This window comes from Pseudomonas sp. FP2300, assembly GCF_030687595.1.
Classification (GTDB): Bacteria; Pseudomonadota; Gammaproteobacteria; order Pseudomonadales; family Pseudomonadaceae; genus Aquipseudomonas; species Aquipseudomonas bijieensis.
Map to the genome: position 1 here is coordinate 499076 of NZ_CP117440.1, position 14369 is coordinate 513444.

Sequence of the window (14369 nt, forward strand, 5' to 3'; positions counted from 1 at the left end):
TTGTGGAGAAGGTCCTGAATTTCAAGCAAGGGCGCGTGCCGCTGTTGATCAGCATGCCCCACGCCGGCCTGCGCCTGACCCCGGCGGTACAGGCCGGGTTGATCCCCGAGGCGCAAAGCCTGCCGGATACCGACTGGCACATCCCAAGGCTCTACGAATTTGCCGCCGAGCTGGGCGCCAGCACCCTGGCCGCGGAGTACTCGCGGTTCGTCATCGACCTGAACCGACCCTCCGATGACAAGCCGATGTACGTTGGCGCCACCACCGGTTTGTACCCGGCGACGTTGTTCGATGGCGTGCCATTGTTTCGCGAAGGCTTGGAGCCGTCGGCCGAGGAGCGGGCGACTTATCTGCAACAGGTCTGGATGCCTTATCACCAGGCGCTGCAGCAGGAACTGGCGCGGCTCAAGGCCGAATTCGGCTATGCCTTGCTGTTCGATGCCCATTCGATCCGCTCGGTGATCCCGCACCTGTTCGACGGCAAACTGCCGGATTTCAACCTTGGCACGTTCAACGGCGTCAGTTGCGACCCGACCCTGGCCAGCCAGCTCGAAGCCATCTGTGCCCGCCACGATCAATTCACTCATGTGCTCAACGGGCGATTCAAGGGCGGACACATCACCCGGCACTATGGCAACCCGACCGAAGACATCCACGCGGTGCAACTGGAGCTGTGCCAGAGCACCTACATGGAAGAGTTCGAACCGTTCAACTACCGCGCGGACTTGGCGGAACCGACCCAGGTGGTGCTCAAGCAATTGCTGGAAGGTTTGCTGGCGTGGGGGCAGCAGGCTTACAAAAAATAAACACCTGCGCGATTCCTCTGTGGCGAGGGGAGTCATCTGTGGGAGCAAAGCTTGCTCGCGATACAGGCGCCTCGGTTTCAGGGGAACCGCGGTGTCTTCATCGCGGGCAAGCCTTGCTCCCACAGATCCCCTCGCCACAGGGTTGTGTTGTCCTTGAACCTCGGAGGGGAACGGTCGCCACCGTGCAAAACCGCGTCGCCACAGTTCATCTTCAGCCCCTCGACGCTGCGTAATGTTCCGGTCACGGTGCACCAAGACACCGACCTACAATAATCGCTGCCGCACGAGACCTTCCCGATGAAAAGACTGTTCAAACGCTGTCTGTCGATCCTCTGCGGTACCGCCATCCTGAGCGGCGGGGCCATGGCCGCCGAGCCAGCGTCGTGCCAGACCGTGCGCATGGGCGTGGTCAACTGGACCGATGTGATCGCCACCAGCGGCATGGCCGATGTACTGCTCACGGGCCTGGGCTACGAAAGCAAGCAGACCAGCGCGGTGCAACAGATCATCTTCGCCGGCATCCGCGACAAGCGCCTCGATATCTTCCTGGGCTACTGGAAACCGGCGATGGACAAGAACATCGCCCCGTTCCTGGCGGCCAACCAGGTGAAGGTGTTGGACAAACCGAGCCTGGCCGATGCCCAAGCCACCCTGGCGGTACCCGACTATGTGGCGGTGGCGGGGCTCAAGACCTTTGCCGACATCGCCCGGTTCAAGGATCAGTTGGGTGGCAAGATCTACGGCATCGAGCCGGGCAGTGGAGCCAACACCACCATCAAGACCATGATCGAAACCAACCACTTCGGCCTCAAGGACTTCAAGCTGATCGAATCCGGCGAGGCGGGCATGCTGGCCGCGGTGCAACGGGCGGTGAATCGCAAGGAGTTCGTGGTCTTCGTCGGCTGGACCCCGCACCCGATGAACATCAACATGAACATCACCTACCTGACCGGCAGTGAGGACGTCTACGGCCCGAACGAGGGCGCGGCGACCGTCTCCACCGTGACTGCGCCGGACTACGCCCAGCGCTGCCCGAATGTGAATCGCCTGCTGGAGAACCTGACCTTCACCGCCGCCCAGGAAAGCCAGTTGATGGTGCCGATCATGGAACGCAAGACGCCCCAGGACGTCGCCCGGCAATGGCTGCGTGACCATCCCGAGGATCTTCAGCGCTGGCTGGCCGGTGTCACCAGCTTCGACGGCAAGGATGGCGTGGCGGCGGTGCAGGCCAGTCTCAAGAATTGACCTACCTGGCTGTGGCGGGGTGATTCATCTGTGGTGGAGTGATTTATCTGTGGGAGCAAGGCTTGCCCGCGATAGCGATGTATCAGTCGACATAACTATTGGATGTACCGCTGCCATTGCGGGCAAGCCTTGCTCCCACATTTCAATAGGTGGTGTTCTTCATGGCCTCATATCCACTCTCTGAACAGATGTCCGCCTTCATCGACAAAACCCTGAGCTTCACCAGCCCGGACGACAGCCTCGCCGGTTTGCGCCAGGCCTACAGTCAGATGTGCCGGGCGTTCACCCCTCCATATCCGCCAACGCTGGCCATCGAGGATTTCGAGTGGGCCGGTGTGGGCGTACGTGCTTATCACCCACGGCGCGCAGCGCCGCCCGCAGGCTGGCCGTGCATCCTCTATATGCACGGCGGTGGTTGGGTGGTGGGAGACCTGGACTCCCATGACTTCATCTGTATGGAACTGGCTGCCGCCCTGGGCGCGTTGGTGGTGGCCGTGGATTATCGGCTGGCGCCAGAGCATCCGTTTCCGGCAGGCTTGGACGATTGCCTCGCCGTGTGGCGCCATCTGGCAGCCGCCCCCTTTGCCATCGACCCGCGTCGCCGGCTGGTGGCCGGTGACAGTGCCGGAGGCAATCTCGCCGCTGCGTTATGCCTGGCCTTGCGCGATGCCGGGCAACCGTTGCCCCGTTCCCAGGTGTTGATCTACCCGGCGCTCGCTGGCCCAGCGCCTCTGCCGTCGCGCCGCGAACATGCCAATGCGCCGCTGTTGAGCAGCCGCGACCTGGACAGCTATCACGCGCTTTACCTGGGCGGCCTCGCACCGTTGCCCGGCGCCATGCCATTGCTCGCTGATGACCTGAGCGGGCTGCCGCCGGCGTTGATCGTCGTGGCGCAGTGGGACCCGCTGCGTGACGATGGCGTCCTTTACAGCGAGCGGCTGAACGCCGCAGGGGTGGATGCCGTGTTGTATGTCGGCGAAGGGTTGGTCCATGGTTGCCTGCGCGGTCGGAGTCTGGTGCCGGAGGTCGATCAGATGTATCGCACGCTGCTGGCGTACCTGGCTGACACGCTTTGACTGCGCAGGGGGCATGCTCATTAAGGTAATTCGGGTTTATGATGCCGGACGGCAGACTAAATAGAAGTCCCCACAGGGATGACTCGACCCCTTACGGAGCGCTCAATGCAGACTTTGTACCCGCAGATCAAACCCCATGCCCGGCACGATCTGGCTGTCGATGACACCCACACGCTCTACGTCGATGAAAGCGGTTCCCCGGAAGGCCTGCCCGTGGTGTTCATTCACGGCGGCCCGGGTGCTGGCTGCGATGCACAGAGCCGCCGCTACTTCGATCCGAACCTGTACCGCATCGTCACCTTCGACCAGCGCGGCTGCGGTCGGTCCACCCCCCACGCGAGCCTGGAGAACAACACCACCTGGGATCTGGTCGAAGACCTGGAGCGTATCCGCAAGCACCTGGGCATCGAAAAATGGGTGCTGTTTGGCGGCTCCTGGGGCTCGACCCTGGCCCTGGCCTATGCCCAGACCCACCCGGAGCGGGTGCATGGCCTGATCCTGCGTGGGATCTTTCTCTGCCGTCCGCAGGAAATCGAGTGGTTCTATCAGGCTGGCGCCAGTCGCCTGTTTCCCGACTACTGGCAGGATTACATTGCACCGATCCCATTGGACGAGCGCGACGACCTGCTCAGCGCCTTCCACAAGCGCCTGACCGGCAACGACCAGATCGCCCAGATGCACGCGGCCAAGGCCTGGTCCACCTGGGAGGGCCGCACCGCGACCCTGCGTCCGAATCCGCTGGTGGTCGATCGCTTCTCCGAGCCGCAGCGGGCTCTGTCGATCGCCCGGATCGAATGCCACTACTTCACCAACAATGCCTTCCTCGAGCCTAACCAGTTGATTCGCGACATGGGCAAGATCGCCCATTTGCCGGGTGTCATCGTGCATGGTCGCTACGACGTCATCTGCCCGTTGGACAATGCCTGGGAGCTGCACCAGAACTGGCCCAACAGCGAACTGCAGGTGATTCGCGACGCCGGCCACGCCGCTTCGGAGCCAGGGATCACCGACGCCCTGGTGCGCGCCGCGGCGCAAATGGCCCGGCGCTTGCTTGACCTGCCGCCTGAAGAAGCATGAAGGGGTTGTTGCAACGAGTTCGCGGCGCACGGGTCGAAGTATCAGGCGAGATCGTCGGGGCGGTGGATCAGGGTTTGCTGGTGTTGGTAGCCGTCGAGCCCGGGGATACCCGGGCCAGCGCCGACAAGCTCCTGCATAAGCTGCTTAACTACCGAGTGTTCAGCGACGCCGACGGCAAGATGAACCTGTCCCTGGCGGATGTCGGTGGCGGGTTGCTGCTGGTGTCGCAGTTCACCTTGGCGGCAGACACCAAAAGCGGTTTGCGCCCGAGTTTTTCGACCGCCGCGCCTCCGGCCCTGGGAGAAGAGTTGTTCAACTATTTGCTAACCCGGGCGAAACAGGTGCATGGCACTGTGGCATCAGGTAGATTCGGCGCCGACATGCAAGTGCATTTGGTCAATGATGGCCCGGTAACCTTCCTGTTACAGGCCTGAAAGCGTTTGAAACATCTTTTCGGATCTGTTTCGAGGCTAAACGGGGAGTTTTCTCGATAAATACTTTGCTATCCCTGATGCGTTGTCACGCGGGCTACTAGATAATCGCGCGCTACGGGGGACCAGCGTTCGCTGGTCCATTTGACTTAGGTAGAGACTTGTCCTGGTCCGTTTGGGGAATCATTTTCTCCCACCGGAGTCGGAACAATGCTCGCCAACTTGGCAAGAGTGGTCTGCAGGATCGGTTTTTCAATGCCGATACCGTGTGGATACTTTATCTGGCCGTTGGTTTTTTGATCTGTTTTCGGCGAGGGTTGCTCGTGATTGTTAGTCCCTGTAATGCACCAAAAATGACTGCCAAACGGTTTAGAAACGCTCTGGTAGCGGGCTCGGCCCTGTTGTGCCTGTTTGGCGCGGGCCAACTGTGGGCATTCAGCCTGGATGATGTATCGGCGAAGGCTCAAGAACTGGCCGGGCAAAAATTCGAAGCCCCGCGCAGCAATCTGCCGAACGAATTCCGCGAGATGAAATTCGCTGACTATCAAAAAATCCGTTTCCGCACCGAAAAAGCCGAATGGGCCGACCAGAAGACGCCGTTCAGGCTTTCCTTCTATCACCAGGGCATGCATTTCGACACGCCGGTGAAGATCAACGAAATCACCGCGACGACCGTCGAGGAGATCAAGTACGACCCGTCGCGCTTCGACTTCGCCGATGTGACATTCGATCCGAAGGCCACTGAGCAGCTGGGTTACGCGGGTTTCCGCGTGTTGTACCCGATCAACAAGGCTGACAAGCAGGACGAGATCATGACCATGCTGGGCGCGAGTTATTTCCGCGTCATCGGCAAAGGCCAGACCTACGGTCTGTCCGCACGTGGCATGGCCATCGACACCGCGCTGCCATCGGGCGAGGAATTCCCGCGCTTTCGCGAATTCTGGATCCAACGTCCGAAACCGACCGACAAGCACCTGGTGATTTTCGCCCTGCTGGATTCGCCACGGGCTACCGGTGCCTATCGCCTGACCGTGCGTCCGGGCACCGACACTGTGGTCGACGTAAAATCGCGCATGTTCCTGCGTGACCGCGTGACCAAGCTGGGTGTGGCCCCGTTGACCAGCATGTACCTGTTCGGCGCCAACCAGCCGTCCAAGGTGCTGAACTATCGTCGCGAGCTGCATGACTCCAGCGGCCTGTCGATCCATGCCGGCAATGGCGAGTGGATCTGGCGCCCGCTGAACAATCCCAAGCACTTGGCCGTGAGCAACTTCTCGGTGGAAAACCCGCGCGGTTTCGGCCTGCTGCAACGTGGCCGTGACTTCAGCCATTACGAAGACCTGGACGACCGCTACGACAAGCGCCCAAGTGCCTGGATCGAACCGAAAGGCGATTGGGGCAAGGGTACCGTCGACCTGGTAGAGATTCCGACCGCCGACGAAACCAACGACAACATCGTTGCCTTCTGGAGCCCGGAAAAACTGCCTGAGCCAGGCCAGCCGCTGGACTTCAGCTACCGCCTGCACTGGACCCTCGACGAGGCCAGCCTGCACTCGCCGGACAGTGCCTGGGTCAAGCAGACCCTGCGTTCCACCGGTGACGTGAAGCAATCCAACCTGATCCGTCAGCCGGATGGCAGCGTGGCCTACCTGGTGGATTTCGAAGGCCCGTCCCTGCAAGCCCTGCCGGAAGACGCCGATGTGCGTAGCCAGGTGAGCGTCGGCGAAAACGGCGAGATCGTCGAGAATAGCGTGCGCTACAACCCGGAAACCAAGGGCTGGCGCCTGACCTTGCGGTTGAAGATCAAGGACTCGAAACAGGCCACCGAAATGCGTGCGGCGCTGGTGCGTCCATTGACGCCTGTCGAAGCCCCGGCCGCCTCGCACTCCGTGACCACGACCCTGGCCAAGGCCGACAAAGTCGCCCGCCAGCAGACCGAAAAAGAACTCGCGATAGAAAAAGCGAAAGACGAAGCCAAAGCCGTCAAGGCGGCGGACGCCGCTGTTGAACCGACCCCAACCCCGCAGGAACCGGAACCGACTGAACAAGTCCTGACCGAGACCTGGAGCTATCAGTTGCCAGCCGATGAGTAATACTCCAGTACAGCCAGAGACGCTCAGCGAGTACCTGGCGCATTTACCCATGACCGACGAGCAGCGCGCCGAACTGGCGGGCTGCAAGTCCTTCAGCGAATTGCACGAACGCCTGTCGTCTTCGACCTTCGACGCGCCCGCCGAGGCGGTGCAAGCCTCGGTAGGCCGCCGACTGACCCTGAGCACCGCCGAAGAGCTCGAAGAAGCCGAAATGCTCGGGCTCGACGCCAGTGGTCGGGTGTGCCTCAAGGCGACGCCGCCGATCCGTCGGACCAAGGTCGTGCCGGAGCCGTGGCGCACCAATATCCTGGTGCGCGCCTGGCGGCGCCTGACCGGTCGTACCAACCCGCCGAAGCCGCCCAAGGATGAACGCGTGCTGCCCCATGCACGCTGGCGTACCGTGGGTTCGACCCGTCGCTACATCCTGCTGATATTGATGCTCGGCCAGACCATCGTCGCCGGCTGGTACATGAAAGGCATCATGCCGTACCAGGGCTGGTCGCTGGTGGACCTGGACGAAGTCCTGCACCAACCGCTATCGCAGACCGCCACGCAAGTGCTGCCGTATGCGCTGCAAACCAGCATCCTGATTCTGTTCGGGATCCTGTTCTGCTGGGTGTCGGCAGGTTTCTGGACGGCGCTGATGGGCTTCCTCGAATTGCTCACCGGCCACGACAAGTACCGGATCTCTGGTGCCAGCGCCGGCAACGAGCCGATTCCCAAGGACGCCCGCACCGCGCTGGTAATGCCGATCTGCAACGAAGACGTGCCACGGGTATTTGCCGGTTTGCGCGCGACGTTCGAGTCGGTGGCCGCTACCGGTGACCTGGATCGCTTCGACTTCTTCGTCCTCAGCGACAGTAACGAAACCGACATCTGCGTCGCCGAACAACAGGCCTGGCTGGACGTCTGCCGTGAAGCCGGCGGCTTCGGCAAGATCTTCTATCGCCGCCGTCGCCGTCGCGTGAAGCGCAAGAGTGGCAACCTCGACGACTTCTGCCGTCGTTGGGGCAGCGACTACAAGTACATGGTCGTACTCGACGCCGACAGCGTCATGAGCGGCACGTGCCTGACCAGCCTGGTGCGCCTGATGGAAGCCACGCCGGACGCTGGCATCATCCAGACAGCGCCACGTGCCTCGGGCATGGACACGCTGTATGCGCGCATGCAGCAGTTCGCCACCCGGGTGTACGGTCCGCTGTTCACCGCCGGCCTGCACTTCTGGCAGTTGGGCGAATCCCACTACTGGGGCCACAACGCGATCATCCGCATGAAACCGTTCATCGAGCACTGCGCCCTGGCGCCGTTGCCCGGTAAAGGCGCGTTCGCCGGTGCGATCCTGTCCCACGACTTCGTCGAAGCCGCGCTGATGCGCCGTGCCGGCTGGGGCGTGTGGATTGCCTATGACCTGCCGGGCAGCTACGAAGAGCTGCCGCCGAACCTGCTGGACGAACTCAAGCGTGACCGTCGCTGGTGCCACGGCAACCTGATGAACTTCAGGCTGTTCCTGGTCAAGGGCATGCACCCGGTGCACCGTGCGGTGTTCCTGACGGGCGTGATGTCCTACCTGTCGGCGCCGCTGTGGTTCTTCTTCCTGGTGCTCTCCACTGCGCTACTGGCGGTGAACACCCTGATGGAACCGCAATACTTCCTCGAACCACGCCAGCTTTATCCGCTGTGGCCGCAATGGCATCCGGACAAGGCCATCGCCTTGTTCTCGACGACCATCGTGCTGCTGTTCCTGCCCAAGCTGCTGAGCATCGTGCTGATCTGGGCCAAGGGTGCGAAGGAGTTCGGTGGCAAGTTCAAGGTGACGCTGTCGATGCTGCTGGAGATGTTGTTCTCCATGTTGCTGGCGCCGGTGCGGATGATTTTCCACACCCGCTTCGTGCTCGCCGCGTTCCTGGGCTGGGCCGCGACCTGGAACTCGCCACAACGTGACGACGACTCCACGCCCTGGAGCGAAGCGGTCAAGCGCCACGGTCCGCAGACCCTGCTGGGCTTCTTCTGGGCCTTGCTGGTGATCTGGCTGAACCCGAGCTTCCTGTGGTGGCTGGTGCCGATCGTCGGTTCGCTGATGCTGTCGATCCCGGTGTCGGTGATCTCCAGTCGCGTGGGCCTGGGCTTGAAGTCCCGTGATGAGAGCCTGTTCCTGATCCCTGAGGAATACGCACCGCCGCAGGAACTGCTGTCGACGGACCAGTACACCCATGAAAACCGTTGGCACGCGCTGAACGACGGCTTCATCCGGGCAGTGGTCGATCCACAACAGAATGCCTTGGCGTATGCCCTGGCCACTTCGCGTCACGGCCAGGCCGAGCCGATTGAATGGCTGCGGGTCGAACGTGTTCGTCACGCCTTGAAGGCCGGTCCTGCCGGTCTCAGCAACGCTGAGCGACTGGCACTGCTGAGCGATCCGGTGGCCTTGTCCCGCCTGCACGAGCAGGTTTGGAGCGAGGCGCATCCCGAGTGGCTGGCGGCCTGGCGTGAATCGGTCAAGGCCGATCCCCATGCACCGCTGCTGCCGCTACAGCCGGTGAGCGTACAATCGCAAGTGGCTTGATACGCAAAAAGCCCCGCTTCTGAAAGGAAGCGGGGCTTTTTGTTGGGGGCTGTCTCGTCCTGAATAAGGTTTACACCTTCTGACCTATCCTCAGGAGGAACCAATGGATTCAGGAAGAAGGCGTAGTCAGCGTGATTACACGCTGGGCTTTAAATTGGCGGTTGTCGATCAGGTTGAAAAGGGCGAACTGAGTTATAAAGAGGCTCAACGGCGTTATGGGATTCAGGGCCGGTCGACTGTGTTGGTATGGTTACGCAAGCATGGGCGGCAGGACTGGAGCCAAGGCGCCTCCATTCGTGCCCAGAGGAACCGACCGATGGCCGAGCCAAATTTGCCGCTGACACCAGAGCAGCGAATCAAGGAGCTGGAAGAAAAGCTGGCCCTTGCCAACCAGAAAGCCCAATTTTTTGAAGCTGTCGTTGACGTGCTGAAAAACGATTACGGTGTTTCTGTCGTAAAAAAGCGATCCGGCAAGTCCTCAGCCAAGGGCAAATCGAAGGCCTGAGTGTCACCAGGGCTTGCCAGTTTCTGGGCATCTCACGGCAGGCGTATTACAAGCGCAATCGAGCTTACGACGCGCAAGCTAGCCATGCGCAAAAGGTGCTGGGGTTTGTGCTGGAGGCACGCCTTGAAATGCCTCGGTTGGGCACCCGTAAGCTGCATGGGCTAATGCAAGCCGAACCTGAACTAACGCAAACGGTAGGCCGAGATCGATTGTTCGATATTCTGCGAGACCATCGACAACTGGTCCCACGCAAACGCGCTTATCACAAGACTACCGACAGTCATCATCGCTTCCGTCGACATCCGAATCGGCTCAAGCCCGGCCCTGACCAAGTCACTGCCACCGGCCCGGAACAGGTGTGGGTGGCGGATATAACCTATTTACCGACCGAGCAAAGCGTCGCTTACGTAAGTCTGGTCACTGATGCGTTCTCGCGCAAAATAGTCGGCCATCATGTGCATGAAAGCCTGCATACCGAGTCAGTCATCCGGGCGATGACGAAAGCTCTTCGACACCGAAGAACCAATCAGCCACTGGTACATCACTCCGATCGGGGCTCGCAATACTGCTCTGATCTCTACCAAAAGCTGCACGCCAAGCATGGCGTCAGGTGTTCGATGACGGATGGCTACGACTGCTACCAGAATGCCCTAGCGGAACGAGTGAATGGGATTCTGAAAACAGAATTTCTTTTACACCGTCCCAAAGACCTCGCCCAAGCCAAGCGCATGGTTGAGGAATCGATAGAAATCTATAACCGTAAGCGACCTCATTTGGCCCTGAAATACAAAACGCCCGATGCGGTGCATCGGGCGTTTTGAGACTGAAACAGGTGTAAACCTATTTCAGGACTAGACAGGCTGTTTTAGTTCGCCGTGGCGAGGTCAGGGTTGTGCATTGATTCTGTCCAGCACTCGGTTTGCCAACAGGCCGCTCAGTTCGATCAGTTGTTGGATGCCCAGAGCAATATGGCGTCGTGAACCTTCCAGGTCGAATGCGAGGTCGTTGGTCATGGCATCGGCTGAGGCCAGGGTTTCGCTGAGGTTGGCCAGTAGGGTTTCGGTGTCGATGTGGTCCAGGACGGTGAAAAGCTGGCCCGATGGTTGTTCGTTTTCTGGTTTGGGCTGCTTGGGGTTCAGGTAGTAATCGAGCGCGCGATCGGTGGCTTCCTGGAGTTTCTTGGGATCGGTTTCGGGTTCTGGTGGGTTGGGTGTGACCTTGTACATGGTTGACGCTCCTAGGGTAATGGAGCCGCCAGATATCGCTGCTAAACGAGAAGGGTGGCGACTGTACGCGGGTTAGCAGACCGGGACCCTAGAACCCGGCAGACCCGAAGGTCTCCCACGCACAACCGCCATGACATAGATGTGCAGGCGCTGAAGCCTGCTCACGCATGTGGAGAGCGTACGTCTAGGATTGTTCAGGCTGCTAAACCCGATCGCTGAACTGACAGCGACCTGCAAACGTTAAAGCCCAGGCCTAAGGCGTACAAGCCGGCGGATTCTGGCGTAGTTGTAGGCAATGGCGCAAGGCGCCGTAGCCTTGGGATGACGGATTGTGGGAGGGGGATTTTTGTGTGTATATCCGTTATTTAGGTAACGGCTGCTGACGGTTCCGCTCTTACAGCGGCTCACTTTTGAGAAGCGCAAAAGTAAGCAAAACGCTCCTGCCCCACCACTCGGCACCTCGCCTAGGCTCGGTGTGCCCTCACTCCGGCATTGCTCCGTGGGCCCGCCGCGAAGGGCCATCCATGGCCCAGCGCGGCTATCCCGGCATCCATGCCGGGATGCCCACTCCACAATGCCTGCGTTCGGCCATCGTGGTTAACGGGGCGCCGAGATCAACGTCCACCGCGAGGCGGCCTGAGAGCCGACCTGGTTCTGGGTGACCGCACTCCCCTGTGGGAGCGAGCCTGCTCGCGATGAGGCCACCACATCCGACATCTTCATCCACTGTAGCACCGCCTTCGCGAGCAGGCTCGCTCCCACAATGGCTTTGCGGTGTACATGAATGTTGTGCCCGCTGAAGATCAACGGTGAGAGGCCGACACATTCGATATCTTCATTGGCTGTGACATGGTCTTTGCGAACAAGCCCGCTCCCACAGGAGGAACGCGGTTTTACCAAGAGCTAGGTCGGCTATCAGGCCGCCTCGCGGTGGACGTTGATCTCGGGCGCCCCGTTAACCACGCTGGCCGAACGCAGGCATTGCGCAGTGGGCAACCCGGCATGGATGCCGGGTTAGCCGCGCTGGGCCATGGATGGCCCTTCGCGGCGGCCCACGGAGCAATGCCGGAGTGAGGGCACACCGAGCCTAGGCGAGGTGCCGAGTGGTGGGCAGAAGCGTTTTGCTTACTTTTGCGCTTTTCAAAAGTGAGCCGCCGTAAGGGCGGAACCGTCAGCAGCCGTTACCTAAATAACGGATATACACCCAAGACCCACAGACCACCAACTCAAGATGGCGCAGCCGCTGCTCCCTGCAATATTGTGAGCGCTGCGCACTCAAGCGGGAGCAAGCTCCCTCGCCACAGGTTTTGCGTAGGCCTGCTAGACCCGGAACCGCCCCACCAACGTCTGCAAATGAACCCCCAACCGCGCCAGCTCAGCACTCGAAGCGGCAGTCTTCTCACTGGACGACGCCGTCTGCTCCGACACATCACGCACATTCAGCACACTACGGTTGATCTCCTCAGCCACCGCACTCTGCTGCTCCGCCGCCGCGGCGATCTGCTGGTTCATCGACTGGATCGCCGAAACCGTGCGAGTAATGTTCTCCAGCGAGCCCCCCGCGCGGCGGGTCAGTTCGACGCTGCTGTCGGTCAGGCTGCGGCTGTTGTCCATGATGGTCGCGACTTGTTCGGTGCCGCTTTGCAGGCCGACAATCAGTTCTGCGATTTCTTCGGTGGACTTCTGGGTGCGCTGGGCCAGGCTGCGGACTTCATCGGCCACCACCGCAAAACCACGTCCGGCCTCGCCGGCGCGGGCGGCTTCGATGGCGGCGTTGAGGGCTAGCAGGTTGGTCTGCTGGGCCACGGACTTGATCACGTCCAGGACGCTGCCGATCTTGTCGCTTTCACGCTTCAAGTCGCCCATGGCGGCGGTGGAGTTGCCGACTTCCTTAGCCAGACGTTCGATCTGGGCAATGGCCTCGCCAACCACTTTGTCACCCTCGCGGGCCTGCTGGTCGGCAGCGACGGCGGCTTCGGAAGCTTCCTCGGCGTTGCGTGCGACTTCTTGCACGGTGGCGGTCATTTCGTGCATGGCGGTGGCGACCTGGTCGGTTTCCACTTTCTGGCTGTTGACCCCGGCGCTGGTCTGTTCGGTCACGGCCGAGAGTTGTTCGGCGGCGCTGGCGATCTGGGTAACGCCTTCGCTGATGCCACCGATCAACTGCCGCAGGCCCACGGTCATGCTCTGCATGGCGCGTTGCAGCTGGCCCAGTTCGTCGCGGCGTTCGGAGGTCAGGTTGTGGGTCAGGTCACCGGCGGCCACGCGTTCGGCAACCTTCAAGGTCTGGCCGAGCGGTCCGACGATCTGCCGGGTGATGAACAGGGCGGCGATCACGCCAAACAGCAGCGCCAGGGCGGCCGCTACGATCAGGACCGTCTTGGCTTGGGCGGCGTCGTGGTCACGCACGGCGGTCTGGGATACGGTCAGCTTCTGGCTGGCGTCGATCAGTATTTGACCTTGCTCGGTCATGCGCTGGAGGGCCGCAGCGTTGTCGATTTGCGAGTCGCGGAATTGGGCGACCGCCGCGCGATAGAGATTGAACGAGTCGCTGGCCTGCTGCAGGTCGGCGGCGTGTTCCTGGGGCAATTGGTCTGGCAGGCGCGCGAGCAGTTTGAGGACGGTGTCGATGGCATCGAGGGCCGGTTGCTGGGCTTCGCTCTTGCCGCTGTAGGTGTAGCCACGAACCTGGTAGCGGGCTTGCTGGATGGCCTTGCTCAGGGTGACCACGCTGTTGAACGGGGTGATGTCGCCGGCTTGCAGCAACAACTTTTCAACTTCAGCGACGCGGGCCACGGCGTTGTCGGCGCTGGCGCCGAGTTTGCTACGGGCATCTTCGCGGTTGACGGTGGCGCGGGTCATCTGGGCGAAGGCGCCCTTGTATTCGGCGACGGCGGCCAGTTGCGCATCGATCAGCGCGACGTCGGCCGGTTGTTCGATCAACTGGCGAGCAGTCTTCAGGCCCTCTTCGAGCTTGCCCAGCAGGTCGTTGACCGCTTGCGGTCCTTTCTCGCCCCGCGTGGTGTTGTAGTCGATGCTGGCCAGGTTCAAGTCTTTGCTCAAGTCGTTGAGACTGGCAATGAAGCCCAGTTTGTCGCCCCGACTGATGACATTGCCCAGGCCGGACCAGCCGGTGAATGCAATCATCAAGGTGAGGAACAGCACCAGGCCGAAGCCTGCGCCGAGTTTGCGATTAACGCCTACGTTTCCCAGACCCTGGGCAAGCCACCGGAACATGCTGATACTCCCTTGTAGCGCTGATTGGTTTTATCAGGGTTGTATCGGCGGTTTTGCCGGGATCTGTAGAAAAATAGACGTAATGCATTCCTGTGGCGAGGGAGCAAGCC

Annotated in this window: 10 protein-coding genes; 8 read left to right on the forward strand and 2 right to left on the reverse strand. The window is 61.0% G+C overall.

Annotated features, from left to right (window positions below):
- Positions 1–2: 2 nt before the first annotated feature.
- From hutG to PSH86_RS02175, 8 genes are all read left to right on the forward strand, one after another.
- Positions 3–806, forward strand: coding sequence for an N-formylglutamate deformylase (gene hutG / locus PSH86_RS02140; RefSeq protein ID WP_116833971.1), 804 nt, complete (start codon positions 3–5; stop codon positions 804–806).
- A 297-nt stretch (positions 807–1103) separates the two neighbouring features.
- Complete coding sequence (locus tag PSH86_RS02145) at positions 1104–2051, forward strand: choline ABC transporter substrate-binding protein (protein ID WP_305487460.1); 948 nt, start codon at positions 1104–1106, stop codon at positions 2049–2051.
- A gap of 161 nt (positions 2052–2212) precedes the next feature.
- Positions 2213–3127, forward strand: a complete 915-nt coding sequence (locus PSH86_RS02150; RefSeq protein ID WP_305487463.1) for an alpha/beta hydrolase — start codon at positions 2213–2215, stop codon at positions 3125–3127.
- Positions 3128–3232: 105 nt separating this feature from the next.
- A complete protein-coding gene (gene pip, locus PSH86_RS02155; RefSeq protein ID WP_003196909.1) occupies positions 3233–4204 on the forward strand; it encodes a prolyl aminopeptidase in 972 nt (323 codons plus the stop codon).
- Positions 4201–4638 carry a D-aminoacyl-tRNA deacylase gene (dtd, locus tag PSH86_RS02160; RefSeq protein WP_109752013.1) on the forward strand — a complete coding sequence of 146 codons (438 nt, stop codon included), beginning with the start codon at positions 4201–4203 and terminating at the stop codon, positions 4636–4638. Before pip ends, dtd begins: the two co-directional genes overlap by 4 nt.
- A 320-nt stretch (positions 4639–4958) precedes the next feature.
- Entirely contained in the window at positions 4959–6728 is a 1770-nt protein-coding gene (locus PSH86_RS02165) for a glucan biosynthesis protein G (protein ID WP_109752357.1), read from the forward strand.
- Positions 6721–9291 (forward strand): glucans biosynthesis glucosyltransferase MdoH, encoded by a 2571-nt coding sequence (gene mdoH, locus PSH86_RS02170; RefSeq protein ID WP_305487468.1) that lies wholly within the window; start codon positions 6721–6723, stop codon positions 9289–9291. Before PSH86_RS02165 ends, mdoH begins: the two co-directional genes overlap by 8 nt.
- A 103-nt stretch (positions 9292–9394) precedes the next feature.
- Positions 9395–10617 (forward strand): IS3 family transposase gene (locus PSH86_RS02175; RefSeq protein WP_122568800.1). Its coding sequence is split into 2 segments (ribosomal slippage): positions 9395–9746 and positions 9746–10617, totalling 1224 coding nucleotides; the frame shifts between segments, so codons are not numbered across the junction.
- Between the two features lie 63 nt (positions 10618–10680).
- Here the strand turns inward: PSH86_RS02175 and PSH86_RS02180 are convergent.
- Together PSH86_RS02180 and PSH86_RS02185 are read right to left on the reverse strand one after the other, a co-directional pair.
- Positions 10681–11022 (reverse strand): DUF6124 family protein, encoded by a 342-nt coding sequence (locus PSH86_RS02180; RefSeq protein WP_109752015.1) that lies wholly within the window; start codon positions 11020–11022, stop codon positions 10681–10683.
- A 1320-nt stretch (positions 11023–12342) separates the two neighbouring features.
- Entirely contained in the window at positions 12343–14259 is a 1917-nt protein-coding gene (locus tag PSH86_RS02185) for a methyl-accepting chemotaxis protein (RefSeq protein WP_163855679.1), read from the reverse strand.
- Between the last annotated feature and the right edge of the window lie 110 nt (positions 14260–14369).